This window comes from Bradyrhizobium guangdongense (assembly GCF_004114975.1).
In the GTDB taxonomy this organism is placed as follows: Bacteria; Pseudomonadota; Alphaproteobacteria; order Rhizobiales; family Xanthobacteraceae; genus Bradyrhizobium; species Bradyrhizobium guangdongense.
On the sequence record NZ_CP030051.1, the window covers coordinates 4,494,897 to 4,521,472 of the forward strand.

Sequence of the window (26,576 nt, forward strand, 5' to 3'; positions counted from 1 at the left end):
CCGCAGCACCAGAGCTTTCTGACACCGGTGCTGAGCCGGGCTTACCGTATCATCATCCGCGCGATCGCTTCCCCAATCACCACCGTCGTGAAGTGGGTGTTCGCCCGGCAGTCGGACGGCATGATCGAGGCATCGGCGACGCGCAGACCCGAGATACCTTTCACCGTGCCATCAGGATTGACGACGCCGTCGACATCGTTGATGCCGGTCATGCGGCAGCTGCCGGCGGCGTGCTGGATATCGCCGGTTTCACGGCGCAGCAGCGCATCCAGCTCGTCATCCGGCAGGCGAGCGGCCTCCGGCAATGTCAGATCGGTGTCAGCGAGCCGGATCCAGTCGGCGATACCTGACAGCGCGGACTGCGAGGTGATCACGGCGAGGCGCTTCACCGCATCCATCATCCGCAGCATGTCGCGGGGGTCGGCGAGCATGTTCTCCTCGACGATAGGATCGATGAAGGGGTCGCTGGACGCCAGCTTGAGCGTGCCGCGCGAATAGGCGTTGAACAGACCTGCGCCGATCGCCCCGGGCATGCCGATGCCGCGATGGTTGAACGCGATCAGGATCATGTCGCGCTTGCCGCCATCGGCGAGACCCGAGGAATAAGTGACGCAGCAATTGGTGTGGCGGGTGTCCGGATCAGTGGGGCGCATATTTTCGTGCAGCTGGATCGTTGCGCGAAACAGCGGGTGATCGAAGAAGTGGCGGCCGACCGGCAGGTCGCGCTCGACCGCAATGCCCATCGCCTTCAGCTCCTCGGCCGGTCCGATGCCCGAGCGCAGCAGGATCGCCGGGCTGTGGATCGCGCCGGCGCACAGCACGATCTGGCGTGCGCCGATCTCGATCGTACCCTGCCCCTCAGCGTGAACGCGAACGCCGGTCGCCCGGCCGTCGCGGATCAGCACGCGGTCGACCAGCGTCCGGCCCCGGATCTCGAGATTGGCGCGGCCGCGCGCAGGTTCGAGATAAGCCTCATTGGTGCTGATGCGGCGGCCGCCGCGGCTGTTGATGGGATAGCAGGCGACGCCCTCGCCATCAGAACCATTGAGGTCGGTGCACGAGGGATAGCCACTCGCGAGCGCCGCATCACGCAAGCCGCGATCGATCGGGCCCCACGCCTCTGGCGGCGCGCGATAGACCGGCAGCGGTCCGCCGCGGCCATGGCCCTCGGCGTCGCCGAACTCCTGATCGTCCTCGATCACGGAGAACAGCGGCATCACCTCCTTGGCCGACCAGCCGGTGCAGCCATTGGCGGCCCATTCGTCGAACGCGTCGGCCACGCCGCGGATGGCGATCTGGCCGTTCATCATCGACGAGCCGCCGAGCCCCTTGCCGCGCCAGTAGAAGCGCGGCTCCTGCCCGGCCACCCGGCGCGACAGGAGATCAGGCCATTGCCATTTCTCCTGGTACTCGCGCTTGTGGATGATCGGGATCGGGTTCGGCGTCCGCACTTCCCAGGGCGCTTCATCGGCGCGCCAATCGAGGCCCGCTTCGAGAAGCAGGACGCGCCGTGCCGGATCCTCGGAAAGCCTTGCCGCAACCGCAGCGCCGGCCGAGCCGCCGCCGACAACAATGACATCGTACATCGCGCTAATTCTCGACATTCCAGAACACCGGCGTGGCGAACGGTATCAGACCGTGATGGGCGGTGGAATGCGAATTGGAGAGCGGCGCTGTCGCAGCCGGTCGCTGCGCTCGCGATGACAGTGTGGGAATGGGTGCGTGCTATTCACCTGTGCCCCGGCTCTGCGCAGCAGCGTTGCACGCTGCAGCGCGTCCGGGACACAAGCTCGCCCTACCCAATCACCTTGCCGAACTTGTTCGACTTCGGAAAACCCTTCGGCGGCAGGCGACCGGCGTCGGCACGGGTGCCTTGCCATTCCGCAAGCTCCTTCATGGTCGCCGAGAACTCGCGCCCCGCGGAGTCCTTCCAGGACAGGCCCGCCTTGGCGTCGAACACGGCGACGTCGGAAAGACCGCCGTCTTTGTATTTCTGCAGGCGTACACCGCGGCCGCGCGCCATCTCCGGCACCTGGTCGAGCGGGAAGATCAGCATCTTGCGGTTCTCACCGATCACAGCGACGGTGTCGCCGATCACCTCAGTGACCGCGCGCGCCTCGTTCGGCATATCGACGTTGAGGACCTGCTTGCCCTTCTTGGTGGTGCCGACGCAATCGTCCTCGTTGACGACAAAGCCCTGGCCTTCGTGGCTCGCGACCAGGAATTTGCGACCGCCCTTGTGGACGAACAGCGCAACGGGTGCCGCCTCCTGCTCGAGGTCGATGAACAGGCGGATCGGCTCGCCATGGCCGCGGCCGCCCGGCAGCTTCGCAACATCCAGCGAATAGAATTTGCCGTTGGTGGCGAACAGCAGGAGCTTCGAGGTGGTCTCGGCAAAGAAGGCGAAACCGAGCTTGTCGTCCTGCTTGAAGGCGAGGCCCGAGAGATCCTCGACATGACCCTTCATGGTGCGGATCCAGCCCTTGTCGGAGACGACGACCGTCACCGGCTCGCGCTCGACGAGAGCTTCCTCCATCGCGGCGAGATCGTGCTCGGGGGCGTCCGCAAAGGTGGTGCGGCGCTTGCCCAGCGGGGTCTTCGGCCCGAACATGTCACGGACCTTCCCGACCTGCTCGCCGACCTTCTTCCATTGCTGGGCCTCGGAGCCGAGCAGCCCTTCGATGCCCTTCAGCTCCTTGCGCAGGTCGGCATCCTCGGTGCGGATCTCCATCTCCTCGAGCTTGCGCAAGCTGCGCAGCCGCATGTTGAGAATGGCTTCAGCCTGCACTTCGGTGAGCTTGAACGCCTTGATCAAGGCCGGCTTCGGCTCGTCCTCGGTGCGAATGATCTTGATCACCTTGTCGATGTTCAGATAGGCGATCAGCAGGCCGCCGAGGATTTCGAGCCGGTGCTCGATCTGCGCCTTGCGGAAATTGCTGCGGCGGATCAGCACGTCGCGCAAATGGTCGAGCCATTCGCGCAGGCACTCCGCGAGCCCCACGACCTTGGGAATGCGGCCCTTGATCAGCACGTTGAGATTCAGCGGAATCTTGCTCTCGAGCTCGGTGAGCCGGAACAGGGATTCCATCATCAAGGCGGGATCGACGTTCTTCGACTTCGGCTCAATGACGAGGCGAACGTCCTCGGCGGATTCGTCGCGGACCTCGCCCACCAGCGGCAGCTTCTTCTGGTCAAGCAGCTCGGCGATCTTCTCGACCATCCGTGACTTCTGCACCAGATAGGGAATCTCGGTGACGACGACCACCCAGGTGCCGCGCGCCCCCTCCTCCTGCTGCCACTTGGCGCGGACACGGAACGAGCCGCGGCCGGTGGTGTAGGCTTCGGCGATGGCCTGCTTGGAATCGACGCAGATGCCGCCGGTCGGGAAATCCGGGCCCTTCACCCACTTCAGGAGCGCCTTGGACTTCGCGTCGGGCTTCTCGATCAGATGCAGCGCGGCGTCGCACAGTTCGGCGGCGTTGTGCGGCGGGATCGAGGTCGCCATGCCGACCGCGATGCCCTGCGCGCCATTGGCGAGCAGGTTGGGGAAGCCGCCGGGCAGCACGACCGGCTCCTTCGACTGGCCGTCGTAATTGGCACGGAACTCGACGCCGTCCTCGTCGATACCTTCGAGCAGAAGCCGCGCGACGTCGGTCATGCGCGCTTCGGTGTAGCGGTAGGCGGCGGGATTATCGCCGTCGATATTGCCGAAATTGCCCTGACCGTCGACCAGCGGATAGCGCGAGGAGAAATCCTGGGCGAGGCGCACCATGGCGTCGTAGATGGCCTGGTCGCCGTGCGGATGGAACGAACCCATCACATCGCCGACGATCTTGGCGGATTTCTTGAAGGCCGTGCCGGGGTCCAGGCGGAGCAGGCGCATGCCGTAGAGGATGCGCCGGTGGACCGGCTTCAAGCCGTCTCGCGCGTCCGGCAGCGCGCGGTGCATGATGGTGGAGAGTGCATAAGCGAGATAGCGCTCTTCAAGCGCATCACGCAGCGGCACCTCGTGAATTTCGGCCGGTTCTTCCGGCGGAACGATTCGTTTTCCCATGCCGCCCGGTTAAACCGTGGAAGCGAATCGGGCAAGGATGGATTGGTTCCCTATGGGCTTCTACTCCCCTGCCCAGCCGGCCGTCACGGTCGGCTGGACCTTGGCCGGAGATGTCGCCGGCATGTTGGCAACGCAGTGGCGGGCCGCCTCGATCTCGGCGTCGGTCGCGCCGTGGGATCGCGCCCATGTCTCTGCGGCCGCAGCGGAATATTTCGCCACGTAATAGCGGACCAGAGTACAGGAGGCTCGACGAAACACGCTTGGTTGCGGCTCGGCAGCCATGGCATCAGGCGCAAAAGCGAGCAGCGCCGCGGTGAGCGCAAAACCCCTGATCAACATGCGGGCTGTCCCCGTTGTGGAACCTGCCCGCCCCAACGCGAACAGCCCGATTTCGTTCCGGAGGAACCCCATGTTTTGGGGCAGTGCAGTACCGCGATCCCGTCATACCGACAGGATCGCCCTCGCTTACGGCGCGGGGAGCGCCGCCTTGGCCTGCTGCCGGATCAGGGCATTGATGAAGCCAGCTCGCGCGTCGGAATGGCCCTGGCCCCGCGGCTCCAGCACGTGGCGCAGCAGGAACAGGCCGGTCAGCCGGAAACCGTCCCGAAGATCCTGGTCAGTGAGGTCGTCATGCATTTCGCCCTGGCGCAGGAACGGCGGCAGCCGCAGCAGCCGGTCGCGCCACGGCTCACCAGCGCCGCGCGACACCGCGCCGCCGGATTTCGGCGACACATAGATCAGATCGGTGGTCTCCCCGGTCACCGCGCAGTTGTCGAGCGCGAGCCCGAAGCCGAGCTCGGCGAGCATCGCCAGCTCGAAATGGATGAGATGCACGGCGGCGCTGCCGATATCGTCGAAATCGTCGAGCGAATGTTCGAGCAGTGCGAATATCTCCTCGTGCGGATCGCGCTCGGGAAGCAGCCGCGCAATCGAAGCCAGATGGGTGACGCCGTAGACCCCATGCGAGGACCCCAGCAGCGTCGCGGCCCGCAGCTTCAGCCCTTCGATCGCGTAGGTGCCGAGATGCTCGTCGAGCCGCGCCCGCCACACCGCGCTGACGCTGTTGCCGGGCTGCAAGAGCGGCCGCAGTCGCGAACTCGCCCCCCCACGCACGAGACCGAGATGCCGGCCGTGCTGGCGCGTCAGCAGCTCGACGATGGCGCTGCTCTCGCCATGCCGCCGCACGCCCAGCACGATGCCTTCGTCGGTCCATTCCATGAGGGTGAGACTACAGGATTCCAGTGCCTCTCGCACGCACTCGTGCCCCGGACAAAACGCGGCGCGCGAGCGGCGCGTTGCCGAGCCGGGGCCCCTCTCTCCGCGCGCACCTTGGTCCCGACTCTGCGGGCAGCGCTAACGCGCTGCTCCTTGTCCGGGACACGAGGGTTTCACGCGTTGAACCAGCCCTGCGCGTCGCCGGTAAACGAGAAATACAGCCCGAACGCCGTCAGCGCGCAGGAGACGATCTCGATGGCACTGTCGAGTTCGAGGCCCCGCTCGCCGAGGATTTGGCCGAGCGAGATCACCGACAACACCAAGGCCGCCGCGAGCACCCAGCGCGGCCAGTTTTTGCGCCAATGCGCGGCCAGCCAGACGAAATAGAGCAGCAGCAGGATCATGCCGCCGGCGAGCAAGGTCCCGGTCATGATCATCTGCTCGGTCGTCTCGATCGTGGGCGTGCGGTCCTGCACCGCCACGGACAGCGCGTCCAGCATCAGCGAGGCATAAAGCAGCGCTTCGAAACGCTGGACGTTGCGGGGCACACTCATCGGCAACTGATCTTTTCTTGGTTATTCCCTGGGAAATTCCACGCCCATCTCGCGGTACCGATCGGGGTCGTCACCCCAGTTCTCGCGCACCTTCACGAACAGGAACAGATGGACCGGCACGTCCAGGATCTGCATCAGCTCATTCCGCGAATCCGCACCGATCGATTTGATGGTGGCACCGCCCTTGCCGAGCACGATCTTGCGCTGGCTCTCGCGCTCGACGAAGATCGTCTGCTCGATGCGCACCGACTTGTCCTTGCGCTCCTCCCACTTGTCGGTCTCGACGGTGGATTGGTAGGGCAATTCCTGGTGCAGCTTCTGATAGATCTTTTCGCGCGTGATCTCGGCCGCCAGCTGCCGCATCGGCGCGTCCGACATCTGATCCTCGGGATAGAGGTATGGGCCCGGCGGCACCATCTCGGCCAGCGTCGTGCGGATGTCGTCGACGCCGTCGCCCGAGATCGCGGAGATCATGAAAGTCCTTGCGAACTTCATGCGCTCGTTGGCGGCCTGCGCCAGCGCCAGGAGCTTCTCGCGCTGGACCAGGTCGACCTTGTTGATGACCAGGATCTTGTCGTGATTGACGCTGGCCGCCTTGGCCAGGATCGCCTCGGCTTCCTCGTCGATTCCGGTCTTGGCATCGAGCAGCACGCAGACGAGGTCGGCGTCATGCGCCCCGCTCCAGGCGGTCGAAACCATGGCACGGTCGAGCCGGCGCTTGGGCAGGAAAATACCGGGCGTGTCGACCAGGATGATCTGCGCATTGTTCTCGATCACGATGCCACGGATCAGCGCGCGCGTGGTCTGCACCTTGCGCGAGACGATCGTAACCTTGGCCCCGACCAGCGCATTGACAAGTGTGGACTTGCCGACGTTCGGCGCGCCGATCAGCGCAACGAAGCCGCAGCGCGTGGCGGCAGTCGTCTCACCGCCCGTTTCAACCGTCATTGCCGCCGCCAACGCCTTCACGTTCGATCATCACTGAAGCTGCCACTTTCTCCGCCGCGCGCTTGCTGCCGCCGATGCCTTCGGCCGGCGCAAGTCCCGGCAGGTCCACCGCAACGCGGAACTGCGGATCGTGATGCGGGCCGGTGCGTTCGACCTCGCGGTAGACAGGCGTCGGCAGTCCCTTCCCCTGCGCCCATTCCTGCAGCACCGTTTTGGGATCGCGCAAGGGACGCCGCGGCTTGTGCATCCGCTCGGTCCAGTTGCGCTTGACGAACTCGTCCGCCGCCGCATGACCGCCGTCGAGAAAGATCGCGCCGATCACCGCCTCGCAGATGTCGCCGAGGATGGACTTGCGCAGACGGGCATCGGCACTGGAGCCGACCGACCCGAGCTTGATGTCCTCGAGCAGACCGAGTGACTTGGCGACATCGGCGCAGCTCTCCTTGCGCACGAGCTCGGCAAGCCGCTTGGACAGTTCGCCCTCGTCGGCGTTCGGAAAGGCGTGATAGAGCATGTCGGAGACGACGAGCCCGAGCACGTGGTCGCCGAGAAACTCCAGCCGCTGATAGCTGTCGCCGCGCTTGCGCCCGGACTTCAGCGCCGAGACGTGCGTGATCGCCTGCATCAGAAGATTGGGGTCTGCGAAGCGGTGGCCGATGCGCGCCTCGAGCGCCGCGCTGGCCTCCGCGGCCGCCTTGGCCTTGTCTTTGGCCTTGCTGCTCCGCGTCCGCTTCTTCTTGGCCGGAGCCTTGGTTTCCGAAATCTTGGCTTCGGCGGCCTTGGATTCAGAATTAGTCTTGGGCACAAGCGTCTTGGTTGCAGCTTCGCCCTCGGGAGCGGCTTGCGCCTCGATCGGTTCGGTCGCGATGTCCTTGGCTTCGTCTTTCATCGGACGATTTTGAAGAAGCGATTCCAGCGCACCGACCACGGCCAGCGCCAGAACATCCAGGCATGCTCGCCTTCGCCGATGGAGAAGAAGATCATCTGTGCGCGGCCGATCAAGTTCTCCCGCGGCACGTAGCCGACCTGACCGAGGAAGCGGCTGTCGGTGGAGTTGTCGCGGTTGTCACCCATCATGAAGAAATGGCCAGGCGGCACCGTGTAGACGTTGGTGTTGTCCATGTAGCCGTTGTCGGCGCAATCGAGCGTCTCGTAGGAGACGCCGTTCGGCAGCGTTTCCTTCCAGCGCTTCACGCGCGAGATGCCGCCGCCCTCGGAGCCGCACGGATCTTCGCCGACAAACTCGCTCATGCGCTGACGCTCGACCGGCGTGTCGTTGATGTAAAGAAGCCCGTCCTTCATCTGGATGTGGTCGCCGGGAAGGCCGATCACGCGCTTGATGTAGTCGGTGGTGTCGTCCTTGGGCAGGCGGAACACGACGATATCGCCACGGTTCGGATCCGAGCCCCAGATGCGTCCCGAGAACAGCGGCGGCGAGAACGGGATCGAGTAGTGGCTATAGCCGTACGAATATTTCGACACGAACAGATAGTCGCCGACCAGCAGCGTGGCCTTCATCGAGCCGGAGGGGATGTTGAAAGGCTGGAACAGGAAGGTGCGGATCACCAAGGCGATCAGGAGAGCGTGGATCACGACCCGGACTGTTTCGCCGACGCCGCTTTCAGTTTTCGTTCCCGAAGTCACGCTCATTGCTCTCTCAATTCCGGCCGGCGATCACAGAACGCCCCCCTCCCGCGTCCAGCCCACCCGTTCGCGGCCCAAGGAGATTGTCCTGATTCTGATAGTGGGGCCAATTCCGGCGTAAAGCCGAATTCGCCCAGCCTGATTTGCGTCCGCGGACTTTTAGACGGTTGTCGCAGTCCACGCAATCAAGGATCGCATCAAAACTGCACAAAGCATTGATTCTTAATGCAAATTATATAGCGATCCTCGCGCCGTCAGGGCTTGGCCCGCGGGACGGCAGAAATGATCACGAAGGCTTGCGCAAGCGGCCAGTCGTCGGTGATGGAGAGGTCGATCTGCGGCTCAAATCCCTCCGGGGTCAGGACCTGCAGCCGGGCCAGAGCCCCCCCGGTCAGCCGCATGGACGGGCGGCCCCCGGGCAGATTGACCACCCCCATGTCGCGCCACCACACACCCTGCCTGATGCCGGTGCCGAGCGCCTTCGAGCAGGCCTCCTTGGCGGCGAAGCGCTTGGCGTAGGTCGCAACCACCATCTTCTCGTTCTTGGCACGGCGCTCGGCCTTGGCCCGTTCGGCCGCGGTGAAGATGCGATCGAGGAAGCGCTCGCCGTGGCGCTCGATCACCTTGGCGACGCGGGTGATGTCGATCAGGTCGGAGCCGATGCCGATGATCATGCCCGGCTCCGGCCGCGATCCATCGCGCCGCGCATCTTGCGCACCGTCTCGGCAAGACCGACGAACAGCGCCTCGCCGATCATGTAATAGCCGATGTTGAGCTCCATGATTTCCGGCAGCGCTGCGATCTTCTCGGCCGTCACATAATCGAGCCCATGGCCGGCGTGAACCTCGAGCCCGGCGGCCTTGGCCACCTTCACTCCGGCAAGGATCCGCTGCCACTCGGCCTCGGCCTTGTCGGTGTGGCCGTCGGTCACGGCGTCGCACCAGGCACCGGTGTGGATCTCGATCACCGGCGCGCGCAGTTGCGCCGCCATCTCGATTTGAGCAGGGTCGGCGGCGATGAACAGCGAAACGCGGATGCCGGCATCGCTGAGCCGCGCGATATAGGGCGCCAGCACATTGTGCTGGCCGACGACATCGAGCCCGCCCTCGGTCGTCACCTCCTGGCGCCGCTCCGGCACCAGGCACACGGCGTGCGGTCTGGTGGCGAGCGAGATCCGCATCATGTCGTCGGTCGCGGCCATCTCGAAATTCAGCGGCTTGGAGATCTCCGCCTTCAGCCGCGCCATGTCCTCGTCGCGGATGTGCCGGCGGTCTTCGCGCAAATGCGCCGTGATGCCGTCGGCGCCCGCCTCGATCGCAAGCAGCGCGGCGCGGACCGGATCGGGATGGCGGCCACCGCGTGCATTACGGACGGTGGCCACGTGGTCGATATTGACGCCGAGGCGGAGCGGAGATGCAGGCATTTCAGAACTCACGAGGCCGGAGTGACAGGCGATGACGACAGCGCCTACCCATTAACACGTTCGACTTTGGCAACGACCGCCTTGGCGCGCAGCTGAGCCAGGATCGCGCTCAAATGCTTGAGATCGTAGACTTCGAGATCGATCGTCGTCTCGGTGAAGTCGGGTGAGCGGCGCTGCATGCTGATGTTGTCGATGTTGCCGTCGTGCTCGGCGATCACGGTTGCGATCTGAGCCAGCGCGCCGGGCTCGTTGACGTTCTCGACCTTGATGCGCGCCGGGAAGCGCTGCGGCGCGGAGTCCTCGATGTCCCAGCGGACGTCGAGCCAGCGCTCCGGCTCCTCTTCGAAATCCTTCAGCGCCGGCGACTGGATCGGATAGATCGTGATCCCCTCGCCCGGCGTGACGATGCCGACGATGCGATCGCCGGGCACGGCGCCGCCGTTCGGCGCGAACTTCACCGGCAGGTCGGAATTGATGCCACGGATCGGAATCGCAACCGGGCTGCGCGACGGCTCCGACGACTTCTCCTTGAGCTTGGCGGCGAGCCCCTTCTTGACGCCGTAACGCGCGACGCGCTCCTCCTTGTAATCGGGATACATCGCGCGCGCGACGTGGGAGGCCTTGATCTCGCCGCGGCCGACCGCCGCCATGACGTCCTCGATCGAGGTGCGTGCAAGCCGCGGCAGCGCGCCCTTGAGCTTGTCGTCGGCGTATTCGATCTTGGCGCGCTCGAACAGGCGCTCGACGATGCGCCGGCCGAGGCCGGCATATTGATCGCGCACCGCAGTGCGGGTGGCACGCCGGATCGCGGCGCGCGCCTTGCCGGTGACCGCGAGCGTCTCCCAGGCCGAGGGCGGCGCCGATTGCGCATCAGAGGTCAGCACCTCGACCTCGTCGCCGTTCTGAAGCTCCGATGACAGCGGCGCGAACTGGCCGTTGATCTTGCAGCCGACTGCGCTGTTGCCGACGTCGGTATGCACGGCGTAGGCGAAGTCGATCACGTTGGCATGACGCGGCAGCGCGATCAGCTTGCCTTTCGGGGTGAAGCAGAACACCTGGTCGTGGAACAGCTCGAGCTTGGTGTGCTCGAGGAATTCCTCGGGATTGGCGCTCTCCGAGAGAATGCCGATGGTGTGGCGCAGCCAGGCGAACGCGTTGGACTCGCGCTTGAGGAATTCGGTCGGCGACCCGACACCCTCCTTGTAGAAGACGTGCGCGGCAATGCCGCGTTCGGCGATCTGGTCCATCGCCTCGGTGCGAATCTGGAGCTCGACGCGCTGGTTGCCGGGGCCGATCACGGTGGTGTGGATCGAGCGATAATCGTTCTGCTTCGGCGTGGAGATGTAATCCTTGAACCGCCCCGGCACGACCGGCCAGGTGGTGTGGACGATGCCGAGCGCGCGATAGCAGGCCTCGATGTCGTTGACGACGAGGCGGAAGCCGAAGATGTCGGACAATTGCTCGAAGCCGACCGACTTGCGCTCCATCTTGGTCCAGATCGAGAACGGCTTCTTGCGGCGGCCATAGACGCGCGCGCCGAGACCGCGATGGCGCAGGTTGTTGGAGAGCTGGTCCTCGATCTCGCCGATCAGGTTGCGGTTGCGCTCGGCCAGCGCATCGAGCCGCTGCATCACCACCGCATAGGCTTCGGGATCGAGGGTGCGGAAGGACAGATCCTCCAGCTCCTCGCGCATTTCCTGCATGCCCATGCGCCCGGCCAGCGGCGCGTAGATGTCGAGCGTCTCCTCGGCGATGCGGCGGCGCGATTCGGTCGGCACGAAGTCGAGCGTGCGCATGTTGTGCAGGCGGTCGGCAAGCTTGACCAGCAGCACGCGGACATCGTCGGCAATGGCCAGCAACAATTTGCGCAGGTTCTCGGCCTGCTTCGCCTCGCGCGACACCAGCTCCAGCCGCTTCAGCTTGGTCAGCCCCTCGACCAGCGCGCCGATCTCGGGACCGAAGAGCTGATCGATTTCGGCACGCGTCGCTTCGGTGTCCTCGATCGTGTCGTGCAGCAGCGCGGCGACGATGGTGGCGTCGTCCAGCTTCAGGTCGGTGAGAATCGCCGCCACTTCCAGCGGGTGCGAAAAATACGGGTCGCCCGAGGCGCGGGTCTGGGAGCCATGCGCCTTCATGGCGTAGACATAGGCGCGGTTCAGCAGATCTTCGTTGGTATTGGGGTTATAGGACCGGACGCGCTCGACGAGGTCATATTGACGCATCATGCGCGCGCGCGGCTTGGCTGGCCGTGCCACCGGCGCAGTCGGGGCCACGGCAACCGATTCGGTTGCGGCCTGCATCTGCGTGGGTCTGCGGCGTCGATACACCATGCGGTCCTGCCTTCAAACGGACCATGAAACGGCCCGTTGTATACATCTTAAGCTCCGATTGCGGACGCCGCCGATCAATTCGATGACAGGCGCGCGGCGCAAACCGGACACGCTATGGTAACCACGAAAAGGTCAACAAAAGCAAAGGCCCGAACAGGGGTTCGGGCCTTTGCTAAGATCACAAGAAGTCGACGATCGCGAGTAAGACGATTACTCGTCTTCCTCGGGCTGCTCTTCCGGCGGCGCGAGGCCTTCGAGGCCCTTCAGGAGCTCCTCTTCGGTCATGCGCTCCACGGCCACTTCGGTGTCGTCCGCATCGACGCTGGCGCCCGCCGACCCGATCAGCGGCACGGTGTCGGGCTCGGGCTCGTCCACTTCGACGAACTTCTGGAGGGAGTGCACCAGCTCTTCGCGAAGATCTTCCGGCGAGATGGTCGTCTCGGCAATTTCGCGCAAAGATACAACAGGGTTCTTGTCGTTATCGCGGTCAACCGTTAGTTGTGAACCGGACGAGATCATGCGGGCGCGGTGGGCGGCCAGCAGGACCAGGTCAAACCGGTTGTCGACCTTGTCGATACAATCTTCTACGGTGACGCGAGCCATGGACTGTCGCTCCGTTGTGGGTGAGGCGAAATATGTGGATGATCTGGGCTAGTTATAGGGGACGGGACGAATTCGCAAGGCCAATTTGTGATTTGGCCTCGCCAAACGCCTCTGCTACCCCCACATTGGGGCTGGGACGGGTGGTTTCCCGGGCTGCCATTGTGGGCAGCGCCGGGTACAGGCAGGACCGCCATAACTATACCTTGATTGCCCCGACTTCTCCGGATTTGCGGTTTCGACGGACTTCGGCGGCAATCTAGAACTGCGCGGCTGACTGTGGCCGTGCCAACAATAAACGATCAATCACGACCACTACGCGAGCAAACTGAATGTCACCTTCTCCTACCAACAAGATCGCGCTCTTCATCGACGGGGCCAATCTTTACGCGACGGCGAAAACTCTCGGCTTCGATATCGATTACAAGCGCCTTCTGAAGGAGTTTCAGAGCCGCGGGACGCTGCTGCGGGCGTTCTACTACACCGCGATCATCGAAGATCAGGAATATTCCTCGATCCGCCCGCTGATCGACTGGCTCGACTACAACGGCTACACCGTCGTCACCAAGGCGACGAAGGAATTCATCGACGCCTCCGGCCGGCGCAAGGTCAAGGGCAACATGGACATCGAGCTCGCCGTGGACGCCATGGAGCTCGCCGAGCACATCGACCAGATGGTGCTGTTCTCGGGCGACGGCGACTTCCGCTCGCTGGTTGAAGCCGTGCAGCGCCGCGGCGTGCGGGTCACCGTGGTCTCCACCATCGCAAGCCAGCCGCCGATGATCGCCGACGAGCTGCGCCGCCAGGCCGACGTCTTCACCGATCTGGTCGAGCTGCAGTCCAAGCTCGGTCGCGACCCGTCCGAACGCCCCGCCCCGCGCGACCGCGGCGAACGTGGTGAAGGACGCCACCACGCCCCGCAATTCCTCCAGCGCGCGACCACCATGGCGCCGAGGGGCGATGACGACTTCGAGGAGTGAGGCGGCCCGGCCGAGCCGCCAGGCCCCGACCCTCGTTCCCGACCGCGACTGTCCGCTCTGCCCGCGCCTGGTTGCCTTTCGCGAGGCGAACCGCGCGCGTGAGCCGTCGTGGCACAACGCGCCGGTGGCGCCCTTTGGCGGCATCACGGCCCGTCTCCTGATCGTCGGTCTCGCGCCGGGCATGCAGGGGGCCAACCGCACCGGCCGGCCCTTCACCGGCGACTATGCCGGCGACCTGCTCTACGCCACGCTGCTTGAATATGGCTTCGCCAAGGGCAGCTATCAGGCCCGGCCGGACGACGGTTTGAAGCTGGTCGACTGCCGGATCGCCAATGCCGTGCATTGCGTTCCGCCGCAGAACAAGCCGCTGCCGGTCGAGATCAACACCTGCCGCCACTTTCTCGTCGCGAACCTCGAAACCATGCCGAAGCTGCGCGCCATCATCGCGCTCGGCCGGATTGCGCACGACAGCGTGCTCAAGCCGCTGAAGCTGAAGGCCTCGCAAGCGCCTTTCGGCCACGGCGCCGTGCACCAGGCCGGCGCGTTCAGGCTGTACGACAGCTATCACTGCTCGCGCTACAACACGAACACCGGCGTGCTGACGCCCGACATGTTCCGCAGCGTGTTCGCGAAGGTGAAGGCCGATCTGGACTAGCCGCCGCTCTATCCCTTGACCGGATTGGCCTTCAGCCAGTCCAGGACGTCGCCGGCGTTCCGGTCAGGCGGAAACACCGGATAGAACACATGCGTGATCCTGGCATCGTCGATGACGAGCGCGAGGCGCTTGATCAGCGTGAGGCCCGCGACCTCCATGGTGGGCAGATTGAGCGCGCGCGTGAGCGCCAGCTTCTCGTCCGACAGCACCGGGAACGGCAGATGCAGCCGCGAGGCCATCTCGGTCTGGTATTCGTTGCTCTGAGTCGACAGGCCGAACACCTGCGACGCACCGGCAGCCTTGAGCTCCGCGAACAGATCGCGGAAGGCGCAGGTTTGCGGCGTACAGCCGCGCGCGCCCGGGATCATGTCCCAATCATCGACCAGCGAGATCTTACCAGGCTCACCGGTGCGCGGATAGGCGAACACCACCGTGCGCCCCCGAAGCGCCGACAGATTGACCGAGGTGTCATCGGTCGCGATCAGGTTGATCGCAGGGAGCAGCAAGCCCTTCAGATGCGCGGCGCCGCCGTCGTCAGCGGGTGCGGGAATCTGGCTCCAATCGACCTCGAGCAGGTTCTTCTGAGTCATCCCGTTACCCCCTCGCCCGCATCAGCCGGCCCTTCTCCCGGCTCCAATCGCGCTTCTTCTCGCTCTCGCGCTTGTCGTGCAGCTTCTTGCCCTTTGCAACCGCGAGCTGCAATTTGGCCCGGCCGCGCTCGTTGAAATACAGCTTGAGCGGGATCAGCGTCATGCCTTCGCGGTCGACCGCGCCCATCAGCTTGTTGATCTGGCGGCGGTGCAGCAGCAGCTTTCGCGGCCGCTTGGGCTCATGATTGAAGCGGTTGCCCTGGAGGTATTCGGGAATGGTGGCGTTGATCAGCCAGATCTCACCGTTCTTGGAGTCGGCGTAGGATTCCGCAATCGTGCTCTTGCCGTTGCGGATCGACTTCACTTCGGTGCCGGTCAGCGCAATGCCCGCCTCGATCGTATCCTCGATGGCGTAGTTGAAGCGGGCCTTGCGATTTTCCGCCATGACCTTGATCGGACGTTCGTTCTTATCGGCCATGGTAGCAATACCCAATCGAGATACCCAGCGACGCTAACAGATCGGATCAAGCGCCCGCGTCACTTCTTGAGGAGATCGCGGATCTCGGTCAGCAGCACCACCTCCTCCGAAGGCTTCGACGGCTCCGCGGGCTTGGTCTCTTCCTTGCGCTTCAAGGTGTTCATCGCGCGGATCACCAGGAACAGCACGAAGGCGATGATGATGAAGTTGATCGTTAGCGTCAGGAAGTTGCCGTAAGCAAGCACTGCGCCTTGCTTTTTCGCATCCGCTAAGTTGGTGGCGGTGACCGCCTTCGACAAGGGGAGGAAGTAATTCGAGAAGTCGAGGCCCCCGGTCGCGGCGCCGATGATCGGCATGATGATGTCGCCGACCAGCGACGTGACGATCGCACCGAAGGCAGCGCCGATGATGACGCCGACCGCGAGGTCGACGACATTGCCCTTCATCGCGAACTCGCGGAACTCCCTGAGCATCCGCGTGCCTTTTTCCTCGACGCTCATGAACGGCTCCCCTGATTGGCTAGTTCATCAGTTGACCAGGCCGGCGTGAACCATCGCGCTGCGCACGGCCACGCGGGTCGGCTCCGACACCGGAACCATCGGCAGCCGCAGCGCCTCGTCCATCTTGCCGAGCAGCGACATCGCGTACTTGATCGGCGCCGGGTTGCTCTCGATGAAGAGGTTGTTGTGCAGCGGCATCAGCTTGTCGTGGATCGCGAGCGCCGCCTTGGTGTCGCCCTTCGCCCACGCGGCGTGGAACTCCGCGCACAGGCGCGGCGCCACATTGGAGGTCACCGAGATGCAGCCATGGCCGCCATGCGCCATGTAGCCGATGATGGTGGCGTCTTCGCCCGAGAGCTGGTTGAAATCCTCGCCCATCGCCGCGCGCTGCTGCGACACGCGCACCATGCTGGCGGTGGCGTCCTTGACGCCGGCGATGTTCTTCAGCTCCCACAGCCGCTTCATGGTGTCGACCGACATGTCGATCACCGAGCGCGGCGGGATGTTGTAGATGATGATCGGGATGCCGATCGCATCGTTGATCGCCTTGAAGTGCTGGTACATGCCCTCCTGGGTCGGTTTGTTGTAGTAGGGCGTCACCACCAGCACCGCGTTGGCGCCCGCCTTCTCGGCGTGCTGAGCCAGCTCGATCGCTTCCTTGGTCGAGTTGGAGCCGGCACCCGCGATCACCGGGACACGGCCTTTGGCCTCCTCGATGCACCATTCGACGACCTTCTTGTGCTCGTCATGGCTGAGCGTCGGGCTCTCGCCGGTGGTGCCGACCGGGACCAGGCCATTGGTGCCCTCGGAAATTTGCCAGTTGACCAGCGACCGGAACGCCGCCTCGTCAAGCGAGCCGTTCTTGAACGGCGTGACCAAGGCGGTGAACGATCCCCGGAATTTCGTCTTCGCTGCCATGGACTTCCTCCGTACGCGGCTATCTCTCGAGCAAGCCCCCTTCATATCGGGTCTATTCCGCCCGTAAAAGACCCGCTTCCGTGTGACGCACCGTTTAAGCCGCGATTTTGCCGTGGTGATGGTGCAAACCCGGCGAAGGTAAGCGGCTGTTGGTATTTTGTCCGCATATTCAATCAAATACAGCCAGATCTTGTACAGATAGGTCTTGAGCCAATTGACTGATTCGGGGCGACGAACCGCCGTGACCAGCTTTCCTCGTGCCGCATGGCGATCCGCCGGTCTGGCCCTGTGCCTGATGGCCGGGCTGTCGATCGGCTGCGTCGCCTTGGCCAAGTCCGGCGAGACAACCGAGGACACCGGGAAGGAACCCGCCAAGCAAGCGAACAAGGGAACCGCGAAGCCCGCACCGAAGCCGCCCGTAAAGGAGGCGACAAAGGGATCGACCAAGGAGGCCGCCAAGGGCACGGGCAAGGAAACCGGCAAGGAAATCACCAAGGGCGCCAGCAAGGGAGCCGCTCCGGCCCCGGCCAAGGATGCGGCGAAGAAGGCTGCCGGCAAGGAGGCCGCAAAGGATAAGGCGAAGCCCGCGGCCGCCACCACGCCAAAGTCCCGGCCGGCCGCCAATGCTCCGTCCCACGCCGCGCCTGCGGTGACGGCGACCGTCAGACCCTCTGCGCCGGCCCCCCTCAGGCCGGTCGCAACGCCCGTGCTGGCGCCTGCGACCCGCCAGCACGCCGCGCCGCGCAAGCCCGTCACACCGGCCGCGATCGCTGCGACCTCGTCGACGTCGCAAGCCGACAAGGACACGCTCGAAAACGTCATCGAACTCGTACGCAAGCGCAAGCCGGCCGACGCCACCAGCTACGCGGATTCCATTTCCGATCCGGTCGCGCGAAAACTCGCGGAATGGATCATCCTGCGCAGCGAGGATAATGGCGCGAGTGTCGAGCGTTACCGCGCCTTCCTCTCCGCCAATCCGAGCTGGCCGTCGCAGACCTTCCTGCGCCGGCGGCTTGAAGCCGCAATGTGGGACGATCGGCGCGACGATTCCGTCGCCTGGTCGTGGTTCGAGAACGAATCCCCGGTTTCGGCCAAGGGCCGCTTCGCGCTTGCCAAGGCGATGCTGGCGCACGGCGACCGCGCCAACGCCGAGCGGCTGGTGCGCGAGGCCTGGCGCAGCGATCCGATGTCCGAGGAGACCGAGAACAACGCGCTCGATCAGTTCGGCGCCCTGCTGACGCCGGGCGATCAGAAGGCGCGGATGGACACGCTGCTTTACGGCAGCGAGCACGAGGCAGCGCTGCGCGCGGCAAAGCGGCTCGGCGCCGGCTATGTCGCGCTCGCCAAGGCCCGCATCGCGTCCTTCAGGAAAGCACCTAACACGCGCGCGCTGCTCGAACAGGTGCCGGGCGAGTTGCACAGCGATCCAGGCTTCATCTTCAGCAAGATCCAGCTTCTGCGCCGCGAAGAGAAATTTCCCGAAGCCGCCCAGCTGATGTTGTCCGCCCCGAAGGACCCGAATAGGCTCTACAATCTCGACGAATGGTGGATCGAGCGGCGCCTTCTGGCGCGCAAGATGATCGACACCGAGGATTTCCGCAGCGCCTATCTGATCGCGCGCGATGCGGCCCTGCCCTCGCGCGACATCTACAAGACCGAGCAGGAGTTCACCGCGGGCTGGATCGCGCTGCGCTTCCTCAATGATCCCGCGGCCGCCGCGCAGCATTTCGCCCGCATCGGCGTCGGCAGCGTCAATCCGACCACGCTGGCGCGCGCCGGTTACTGGCAGGGCCGTGCGGCGGAGGCTGCCGGTCGCCAGCAGGAAGCGCGCAATGCCTATGCCCGCGCTGCCGAGCAGTCGACCAGCTATTACGGCCAGCTCGCGCGCGCCAAGCTCGGCCTGCCGCAGATCGAGCTGAACAGCCAGCCCCGCAGCCGCGGCGCCGAGCGGCTGGAGATCGTGCGCGCCGCGCATCTGCTCTATGAGCTCGACGAGCGCGAGCTCGCCGTTCCCATGCTCGCCGACATGGGCGAGAACGGCGACCCCGAAGCGCTGGCCGGCCTCGGTGAGCTGACCCAGCGCTACAGCGACGCGCGCGGCATGCTGCTGGTCGGCAAGGCCGCGCTCAATCGGGGCCTGCCGTTTGATTTCTACGCCTACCCCGTCAACGGCATTCCGCAGTTCTCGCAGATCGGCCCCGAGGTCGAGCGCAGCATCGTCTACGCCATCGCGCGACAGGAGAGCGCGTTCAACCCGGCCGTGGTCTCGCCCGCGCAGGCCTATGGCCTGATGCAGGTGACGCCGGATGCCGCGCGCTATGTCTGCAAGCGGCACGGCGCAACCTACGACCTGTCGCGGCTGAAGAACGATTCGTCCTACAACGCCACGCTCGGCGCCGCCGAGCTCGGCGGTCTGCTCGAGGATTATCGCGGCTCCTACATCATGACTTTCGCCGCCTACAATGCCGGCCGCGGCAGCGTGAAGAAGTGGATCGACCGCTACGGCGATCCACGCGATCCTAAAGTCGATGCGGTCGACTGGGTGGAGCTGATCCCGTTCTCGGAGACGCGCAACTATGTGCAGCGGATCATGGAGAACCTTCAGGTCTATCGCGCCCGCTTCGGCGGCGGCACGCGATTGCAGATCGAGGCCGATTTGCGCCGCGGCGCCGGCAGCATCGAGTAGCGCCCCTCCCTGGGTGTCCATCAACAACCGTTGATGGCGGTGTCCCGCCCCTTCCCCTACCAAACCAGCCAGTCGATCCCGGTCTCGCGAGACGCCTCGTCGCTTCGGATCGCCGCTGATCGGCTGCGCGCCTCGATCGGCGCGACTCTCCGAACACGTCTTCGGCAGGGATCCGAACAGGTGGGGACGGGGTCATGCTCGCATTCTTCTTCAATGTCTTCGCGCGCCGTGTGCCGATGCGCAATCGGCACATAACACTGGCCGCACCGCTCGCCGTCGTCGCGCTTTTCGCCGCTCACGGCACCGCGCGCGCGGATCGAGTGCTGGCCAACGGAACGGTGGGAACGCCATATTCACAAAGCGTTGCGGTCTATACCGATCCCGTCAATTGCACCGACGCCGCGTCTTTTATTAACGCCCCTGGACTGAACGTCGGCGGCCACACCAACGGCCAGACCTGCTTCCTCGACGTCGTCGGCACGCCCACCAAGGCCGGAACTTACTACGCATCCCTCGCCTTCATGACCCAGGCCACCAACGGACCGCCCGACAAGATAATCTGGGGTCCCGGCACCTGGATGGTCTCTTACACGATCACCATCGACAAGGTCTCCCCCACCCTGTCCGTTGCGCCGTCGGTGTCCTCCCTGGCCTATCCGAACCCGGTCACACTGACCGCGACCGTGAGCGGGGGGCCCTCGCCGACCGGAACCGTCACCTTCTATGACAGCGGCACTTCGATCGGTACGGCTTCGGTCGCCGGAGGAGGCGCGAGCCTGACCGTGAGTTCGCTGTCGGTTGGCTCGCATTCGATTACGGCGAGCTACGGTGGCGATGACAGCGACAATCCCGCATCGACCACCGCCGCGAGCACCGTAACGGTGACGCAGGCAACGCCTGCCATCACGCTCAATACCTGGTCGTCCTCCGCCAGCTACGGCTCGTCCGTCGCCCTGGTCGCGGGGCTGTCCGGCGCGGGCGCGCCAACCGGCAGCGTGACGTTCTTCGACGGCTCGACGTCGCTCGGCACGGTCGCGCTGTCGGGGTCGACGGCGATCCTGATGGTGTCCTCGCTCCCGCTCGGACCGCACACGATCACGGCGGCGTACAATGGCGACACCAACAACGTGCCGGTGACATCGAGCGCCGTGAGCGTCGGCATCACCCAATACGCGCCGACGGTGGCGATATCTTCGTCGGCGACCTCCGTCAGCTCCGGCGCGTCGGTGACGCTGGTCGCGACGCTCAGCGGAGGCCTGTCGCCGACGGGATCGGTGACCTTCTACGACGGCGCCGCCGTGCTCGGCTCGAGCACCGTCTCTGGATCGGCCGTAATCCTCACGATCTCCTCGCTGTCGGGAGGACCGCATTCGATCAGGGCCGTCTATGGCGGCGACGGCAACAACGCGACCGCAACGTCGCTCACGTTGGCGATCACGGCCGGCAAGGCCGCTCCCACCATCTCGGTCTCGAGCTCGACGCCCTCACCGGCGGCCCGGCAGTCGGTGACCTTGACGGCGACGCTCACCGGCGGCGCCTCCCCGACCGGCAGCGTGACCTTCAGGGACGGTGCGGCGGTGCTCGGCATCGGCACCATCTCCGGGTCGGTCGCAACTCTGGTCACCTCCGCGCTCGGCATGGGCACGCATGTGCTCACCGCCGTATACGGCGGCGACAGCAGCAATGGCGGCGCGACTTCCGGCGCCGTCACGCTCGCAGTCGGCCGGTCCGATCCAACCAGCGACGCGAATGTGCGCGGTCTGGTCAGCTCACAGGTATCCAGCGCCGTCCGGTTCGGCCAGACTCAGATCGCCAATGTCTACAGCCGGTTCGAAGCCTTGCACGACGAGGATGACGGCGATGGCGACACGTCCGGCGGCATCGGCAAACGCCGAACGGCCCAGGGTGGCGCGGCTACACCAAGCACTGCCGCCGCTACAGACTTCGACAATCGCGCAGCCGGCCTGTTTGGTGGCCAACCCAACGGCCAGGCCGGCGCCGCGGCGGCGCTTGGCTATGCCGATGGCTTGCCGATCCGCACCGGCCTTGCCACGCAAAGCGATGCCGGCCGCGCGGTCAGCCAGCTCTCTGCGGCCCTGCCGCAGGCCGTCGATGCGCTCAACAAGACCAATCTGCTGCCGTTCCATGTCTGGGTCGCCGGCACCGTCGGCTTTGGCCGGCAGCGCAGCGACGATACGTTCGACAACCGCTTCACGTCCTCGGGCCTGACGCTCGGGTTGGACCGGAGGATCCTCGACGGAGTGAAGGCTGGCGCCGCGATTGGCTTCGGCGTCGAGCACACCGACATCGGCAGCGACGGCTCGCGGATCGACGCCCGCAGCTTCGATGCGATGCTCTATGCCAGCTGGCGCTTCCTGCCGCACACCTATCTCGACATCGTCGGCGGTTACGGCGCGCTCCGCTTCGACAACAAGCGCTGGTCGAGCGACGGCAGCATCATGCTGACCGGAACGCGCTCCGGGCGCGACGTGTTCGGCTCTGCCGGCGTCACGCATGTCTCCATGTGGGAGGGCTTCAAGATCTCCTCTTACGGCCGTCTCGACGTCGTGAAGGTGGCGCTCGGCGGCTATGGCGAGACCGGCTCGAGCTTCTGGGCGCTGACCTATGACAAGCTGAACACGACCAGTCTCGCCGGCGTGTTCGGCGGGCGCCTCGCCTATCCGATGCTGGAGAATTGGGGCGTGCTGACACCGATGGCGCGCCTCGAGTGGCGGCATGCTTTCGATGGCGGTTATGCGCAGGCGCTGAACTACTCCGATCTGGTCGGCCTGACCTCCGGCTATGTGCTCAGCGGCACCGCCTCTGCGCGCGACACGCTGTCCGGCGGACTGGGCTTGCGCGCCGAGGTCGGTCGAGCTCTCAGCCTCGATCTGGACTATCTGCTCACGAGTTCCATCAACGGCATCGAAAGCCAGAAGGTACGCGGCGCGGTGAAGTACGGGTTCTGAGGCACTGGGTAGTCGGCCGCGTTGCCCGTCGGGAATCTCTAAAATCCGGGCGGATCAATCGACGAGCCATGATGCCCGCTCAATTGGGCGGGCGTGGACGGCAGGCCCCCCGGCCGAACGCTCACGAAGGAATTGGGCAACAGCCTGAACTGCAAGGGCTGGAGCCGGCTCGGGCACCTGGATCGGACGACGCATCACGCGACGACGCGCCACGCCCGCCGCGCGGCTGGATCACTTCCCGCACCGCTCAAAAGAAGAGCCCCGGCGGTTGCCCGCCGGGGCTCTCTCGTCAGGTCGTTAGACCGAACTTACCAGTTGCGCTGAGCGCGGAGGAGCAGGGTGACCGTGTCCTGATCCTTGAGGTCGTAAACCGCAGCCGGCTTGGCAGTGGTGCCGCCGCCGCCGTAGGCGAAGCTACCAGCGTACTTCTGGTCGACGCGGAGCCAGTTCAGGTCAGCCGAGAACGTGAGGTTCTTGACCGGGGTCCAGCGGGTGATGACGCCAACCGAGCCGACTGCGAAGTCGGGGTTGCAAGCCGTCACGCCAGCCAGGCCGCCAAACACGCCGCCGGTGCCAGTGGCGCCGCAGAGCGCGGTCTTGGCAACGGTGCCGAACTGCGCCTGAGCGTAAGCGCCGTACAGCGAGGTGTTCCAGTAGGGATCCCAGTTGTGGGTGTAAGCACCACGGAAGCCCCAGGTCTTGACCGTCTCCTGCGAACCGCCGGTGATGTACACCGTGTCCGGAGCATTGGCGAAGCCGACGCTCTGGTAGGAACCCGCGGTCGACGCGCCCGAGAACATCGAGTAGCTGCTGCCCGCGAGGTTCTGGAAGTTGTAGCGGGTCGCACCGTCGGTGTAGACCGCCTGCACGTTGATCGTGTCACCCGCGCCGGTCGGGATGTTCTTGATCGACAGAGCGAGCTGAACTGCCCAACCCCACTTGTCGTCGGGGTGGCCGGTCGGCTCGGTCGCGCCGTAGTAGGCAACGTGGTTGTCATGCGCCGCAACCGACGCCTGGAACAGACCCCAAGCCTGGTCGACACGCACCGCACCGACGAGGTTCGGAGAACGCGAACCACCGATGGCGTTGACGCCGTAGGCGCCACCGACCATGCCAGCCACGCTTGCGCCGCTCAGGTTCTGGTTGCCGGCCTGCATGTAAGCCGTCGGATCTTCCGCCGAGAACGAAGCCGTCACGCCCTGGCCGAAGTCAGCGGTGTAGCTGAACTGCGTGATACCAGTGACCGTGCCGGAACCGCCGGGCAGAGAGTCAAAGTTGTTGCCGGGATAGTTGGTCCAGGGCGCGTCGAACTGCGACACGGCCTTACCCATCGTGAAGCCAGCGAACTGGATGAAGGCGTAGTACACGCCGAGCGAACCGGCCGAGGTGTTGCCGTCGGTACCGTTGATCGAGGAACCAACGAGAGCCGGGGTCGCACCCGAGGTGTTCAGAGCCAGCGTGCCGCTGTAGGCGGTGCCGCCGAACGCGCTGCCGGTGCCGTTGTAGTTACCGGTCGTCCACGAGAACACGCCGTCGAAGAAGGTACGGACAACGCCGTATTCGGTGGCGGTGCGCGTGTCGATGTTCAGGTCTTCACGAGCGCGGATGGTGTAGTAGTTCGTCAGACGGTTGCGCGCGCCGTTGTTGCCGGTGAGCTGACCGCTGAAGTCCGAGTTGGTGTTCAGCGCGACTTCAGCGCGCAGATAACCACCCAGCTTGATGCAGGTGTCGGTGCCCGGGATGTAGTAGAAACCCGCACCGTACAGGGAGCAGATCTTCACGTATTCGACCGCCTTGGCCTTCACGGGGAGATCGGCTGCCTGAGCTCCGCCCACGGCGATCAGACCCGCCGCTGAGCCGAGCAAAAGGCTCTTAACCAACTTCATGTTAAACCTCCAAGTTGCTCTTCAGGGAAGGTCACTGACCCGAACGGCCAATTCCCCAACCCCCTCTAAATCACCGCTTTGGCCACCTTCGCGTCTTCGGACACACCCGCATGAACGCGAGGGACTTAAGCGAAAGACCTAAACGGGACGACCTTGGGATGCCCCCCTCCGTCGCCCGTTCACAATTACCGAACGTCCTTGCACACACAACAAGAGAACGCTCCGAAACGGCCCGATGAAGCGTGTTTTCCGACGGGTGTTGCACAAATAACACGCAGATGTGATCGAACGGCGCCGGCAAATCATTGTTTTTACTTATCTTTTTCGACAGGTTCCATTTGCCCCCACAGTTCCCGGTCTCATGGCTGGCGCGCGGACTTACGCACATCCGTCGCTCCGAGGCGCCCGAATCGTGGAATCGGCACGAAGACTCAAAGGCATGTGTAATGCCCGGTAACGCTCTGTGATCCGCGGTCCCCAGGGCCGCGCACCGGGCGCGGCAGAGACACTGTATAGAGACACTGTAAAAAGGCTGGAAGTCGCCTGGAAGACCAGGGAATCAGGGCGGACATCCTTGCTGATGGAAATCGTTGGGAATATTTGAACGAAAACACACGCTTCCAAATTGACCGGCCCGAGCAATTGGAGGCATAAGGCTCGCACCGGAGAGGTGGCCGAGTGGCTGAAGGCAACGCTTTGCTAAAGCGTCATACGGTCTCAAGCTGTATCGAGGGTTCGAATCCCTCTCTCTCCGCCACCCCGCAGAATCAAGGTCTGCGCGTTCCCTCCCCCGGAAGGCGGTTACGGCAAGGCTAGAAAGCCTGGCGCAAGGATCCGCGCGGCTGGTCCCGCTTGATTCGCGCTGTCCTTATAATATGGCGTGCGCACGCCCAGGCGTGGGAGCGCCATATCCGCCAGTCGCGGGCATATCAGAAACGGCCTGATCCGCCCCGACATTCAGTCAGACGTCCGGGTTCCGGATCGCGATCGACGGGCGCGATCTGAATCGGCAGCCATAGGCTCGGCCCGCAGTCGTTCTTGTCGGGATCGCACGGGTTTGGTGTCTTGCTCAGCTCAATGAGCGGACACCCACGCCCTCGCCTCACGCTGCGCGGCGGAGATCTCTGCGTCCGACATCTGGCCGGCCACTTCCTGACGCAGCGCGACGGCGTCCTTGCGGCCCTTCAGCGCGGCAAGGTTGAACCATTTGTGCGCGGCGACGAGATCGACCAGACCCGAGCGGCCGCTTGCCCAGTAGATTCCGCGCTCGAACAGCACATCCGACAGCGCGCTCGAATCGATCGGCGTTGCCGCATCGAGATCGAAAGTACCCTGAAACATAACGCATCCCCTTTTTTCTTATGCCGGCTCGTTCCCCCGAGCGCGGCTCCCGTCCAACTCTGATTGCGCGATCCTTCCGGATCATGCGTTGTTCAACTCACCCCTGGGCTTCTCGCCCGTTGCCGTTTGCCGGCTTCTTGGAGGCGATGATGGCGGGCAAATTTGAATGGCAGTTTAAGTATCGCGATGAAGCAGACGTAAACGCGCGCGCGGACCACAAGCGCCGGCGTTGCAAGAAGTCCCTGATTTGCAGGCACTTCTGAGATTGGTCAGATTCCGTTTACCGCAGGATTTTGGGACATCGATAACCATCGCACACGGTGGTGCCGGCGCTGTGGTTGCTTCCCTTCAACTGTCGTCACCCGCAAAGGCCGGTGACCCAATATCCAGAGGCCACGGTCGTGCCCCGCGAAGCGGCGGCGGACTGGATCGCCCGGTCGGCGCCGGGCGATGACACCGCGCCTGGCGAAGCGGCGCGCAATCACGCCGCAGCCCGCCTTGCTTCTCTTGCCGAGCCATCAGGCCAGCATGACAGAAGCGGCGCGACCACGTCGCGGTCAGATCAACAATGTCGGGAAAGGGATGCCGGCAATACCCCGGCCTCAAGGAGAACGAGGGCGTCGGCGAACACGTCAGGACCATATTCCGTCGAGGCCCGAAGGCCGCTTGTGGAATTGCGGAGCCTTTGTTCAAGGAGACCGCACCGAGCGAAGAAAACTTGTTTCTTCTGCCGGACCGGACTTTGACGAGCGAGCTCGCGAAAGCTGACGATCCGACCGTTGACCTGATGTCTCGCCGACACCCT

At 64.6% G+C, this 26,576-nt stretch carries 22 protein-coding genes and 1 tRNA gene; 5 read left to right on the forward strand and 18 right to left on the reverse strand.

The features are described from left to right. Positions 1–41: 41 nt before the first annotated feature. The 12 genes from X265_RS21535 to rpoZ form a co-directional block, all read right to left on the reverse strand. Positions 42–1,586 carry a GMC family oxidoreductase gene (locus tag X265_RS21535; RefSeq protein ID WP_128969358.1) on the reverse strand — a complete coding sequence of 515 codons (1,545 nt, stop codon included), beginning with the start codon at positions 1,584–1,586 and terminating at the stop codon, positions 42–44. A 209-nt stretch (positions 1,587–1,795) separates the two neighbouring features. Next, positions 1,796–4,054 (reverse strand): DNA topoisomerase IV subunit A, encoded by a 2,259-nt coding sequence (parC, locus tag X265_RS21540; RefSeq protein WP_128966633.1) that lies wholly within the window; start codon positions 4,052–4,054, stop codon positions 1,796–1,798. Positions 4,055–4,114: 60 nt separating this feature from the next. After that, positions 4,115–4,393: a hypothetical protein gene (locus X265_RS21545; RefSeq protein ID WP_128966634.1), complete on the reverse strand. Its 279-nt coding sequence runs from the start codon at positions 4,391–4,393 to the stop codon at positions 4,115–4,117. Between the two features lie 126 nt (positions 4,394–4,519). Continuing rightward, positions 4,520–5,272, reverse strand: coding sequence for a DNA repair protein RecO (gene recO, locus X265_RS21550; RefSeq protein ID WP_128966635.1), 753 nt, complete (start codon positions 5,270–5,272; stop codon positions 4,520–4,522). A 170-nt stretch (positions 5,273–5,442) separates the two neighbouring features. Then, positions 5,443–5,823 (reverse strand): hypothetical protein, encoded by a 381-nt coding sequence (locus X265_RS21555; RefSeq protein ID WP_128966636.1) that lies wholly within the window; start codon positions 5,821–5,823, stop codon positions 5,443–5,445. 21 nt (positions 5,824–5,844) lie between these two features. Continuing rightward, positions 5,845–6,771 carry a GTPase Era gene (gene era, locus X265_RS21560; protein ID WP_128966637.1) on the reverse strand — a complete coding sequence of 309 codons (927 nt, stop codon included), beginning with the start codon at positions 6,769–6,771 and terminating at the stop codon, positions 5,845–5,847. Then, positions 6,761–7,660 carry a ribonuclease III gene (rnc, locus tag X265_RS21565; protein WP_128966638.1) on the reverse strand — a complete coding sequence of 300 codons (900 nt, stop codon included), beginning with the start codon at positions 7,658–7,660 and terminating at the stop codon, positions 6,761–6,763. Before rnc ends, era begins: the two co-directional genes overlap by 11 nt. Continuing rightward, positions 7,657–8,421: a signal peptidase I gene (gene lepB, locus X265_RS21570; protein WP_128966639.1), complete on the reverse strand. Its 765-nt coding sequence runs from the start codon at positions 8,419–8,421 to the stop codon at positions 7,657–7,659. Before lepB ends, rnc begins: the two co-directional genes overlap by 4 nt. A 248-nt stretch (positions 8,422–8,669) precedes the next feature. Then, positions 8,670–9,089: a holo-ACP synthase gene (gene acpS / locus X265_RS21575; RefSeq protein ID WP_128966640.1), complete on the reverse strand. Its 420-nt coding sequence runs from the start codon at positions 9,087–9,089 to the stop codon at positions 8,670–8,672. Beyond that, entirely contained in the window at positions 9,086–9,838 is a 753-nt protein-coding gene (locus X265_RS21580; RefSeq protein WP_128966641.1) for a pyridoxine 5'-phosphate synthase, read from the reverse strand. Before X265_RS21580 ends, acpS begins: the two co-directional genes overlap by 4 nt. 44 nt (positions 9,839–9,882) lie before the next feature. Beyond that, positions 9,883–12,168, reverse strand: coding sequence for a RelA/SpoT family protein (locus X265_RS21585; protein WP_128966642.1), 2,286 nt, complete (start codon positions 12,166–12,168; stop codon positions 9,883–9,885). Between the two features lie 210 nt (positions 12,169–12,378). Then, positions 12,379–12,771, reverse strand: coding sequence for a DNA-directed RNA polymerase subunit omega (rpoZ, locus tag X265_RS21590; protein ID WP_007603391.1), 393 nt, complete (start codon positions 12,769–12,771; stop codon positions 12,379–12,381). Positions 12,772–13,100: 329 nt separating this feature from the next. Here rpoZ and X265_RS21595 point away from each other — a divergent pair, with 329 nt between their 5' ends. Continuing rightward, on the forward strand, positions 13,101–13,748 hold the full coding sequence (locus X265_RS21595) for a LabA-like NYN domain-containing protein (protein WP_018644573.1): 648 nt from the start codon (positions 13,101–13,103) through the stop codon (positions 13,746–13,748). Next, on the forward strand, positions 13,729–14,403 hold the full coding sequence (locus X265_RS21600) for a uracil-DNA glycosylase (RefSeq protein WP_128966643.1): 675 nt from the start codon (positions 13,729–13,731) through the stop codon (positions 14,401–14,403). The genes X265_RS21595 and X265_RS21600 overlap by 20 nt, the downstream gene beginning before the upstream one ends. Before the next feature lie 8 nt (positions 14,404–14,411). Here X265_RS21600 and X265_RS21605 read toward each other — a convergent pair whose 3' ends face one another. Genes X265_RS21605 through dapA form a run of 4 tightly spaced genes read right to left on the reverse strand, consistent with a single transcriptional unit; the run spans position 14,412 to position 16,889 of the window. Then, complete coding sequence (locus X265_RS21605; RefSeq protein ID WP_128966644.1) at positions 14,412–14,993, reverse strand: peroxiredoxin; 582 nt, start codon at positions 14,991–14,993, stop codon at positions 14,412–14,414. A gap of 4 nt (positions 14,994–14,997) precedes the next feature. Continuing rightward, on the reverse strand, positions 14,998–15,471 hold the full coding sequence (smpB, locus tag X265_RS21610; RefSeq protein WP_024341117.1) for an SsrA-binding protein SmpB: 474 nt from the start codon (positions 15,469–15,471) through the stop codon (positions 14,998–15,000). Between the two features lie 59 nt (positions 15,472–15,530). Then, entirely contained in the window at positions 15,531–15,971 is a 441-nt protein-coding gene (gene mscL, locus X265_RS21615; protein WP_128966645.1) for a large conductance mechanosensitive channel protein MscL, read from the reverse strand. A 27-nt stretch (positions 15,972–15,998) separates the two neighbouring features. Further along, positions 15,999–16,889, reverse strand: a complete 891-nt coding sequence (dapA, locus tag X265_RS21620) for a 4-hydroxy-tetrahydrodipicolinate synthase (protein WP_128966646.1) — start codon at positions 16,887–16,889, stop codon at positions 15,999–16,001. A gap of 295 nt (positions 16,890–17,184) precedes the next feature. Here dapA and X265_RS21625 point away from each other — a divergent pair, with 295 nt between their 5' ends. Both X265_RS21625 and X265_RS21630 read left to right on the forward strand, forming a co-directional pair. Beyond that, the gene (locus tag X265_RS21625; protein WP_164939032.1) at positions 17,185–19,575 is read left to right on the forward strand and encodes a lytic transglycosylase domain-containing protein; all 2,391 of its coding nucleotides are present in this window, start codon (positions 17,185–17,187) and stop codon (positions 19,573–19,575) included. Between the two features lie 194 nt (positions 19,576–19,769). Beyond that, entirely contained in the window at positions 19,770–22,544 is a 2,775-nt protein-coding gene (locus X265_RS21630) for an Ig-like domain repeat protein (RefSeq protein ID WP_128966648.1), read from the forward strand. Positions 22,545–22,852: 308 nt separating this feature from the next. Here the strand turns inward: X265_RS21630 and X265_RS21635 are convergent, their stop codons facing one another. Next, entirely contained in the window at positions 22,853–24,430 is a 1,578-nt protein-coding gene (locus tag X265_RS21635) for a porin (RefSeq protein ID WP_128966649.1), read from the reverse strand. Positions 24,431–25,094: 664 nt separating this feature from the next. On the opposite strand from X265_RS21635, the gene X265_RS21645 reads away from it, so the two are divergent. Further along, positions 25,095–25,187, forward strand: a tRNA-Ser gene (locus X265_RS21645). A gap of 317 nt (positions 25,188–25,504) precedes the next feature. Here X265_RS21645 and X265_RS21650 read toward each other — a convergent pair. Then, positions 25,505–25,771, reverse strand: a complete 267-nt coding sequence (locus X265_RS21650) for a hypothetical protein (protein ID WP_128966651.1) — start codon at positions 25,769–25,771, stop codon at positions 25,505–25,507. Between the last annotated feature and the right edge of the window lie 805 nt (positions 25,772–26,576).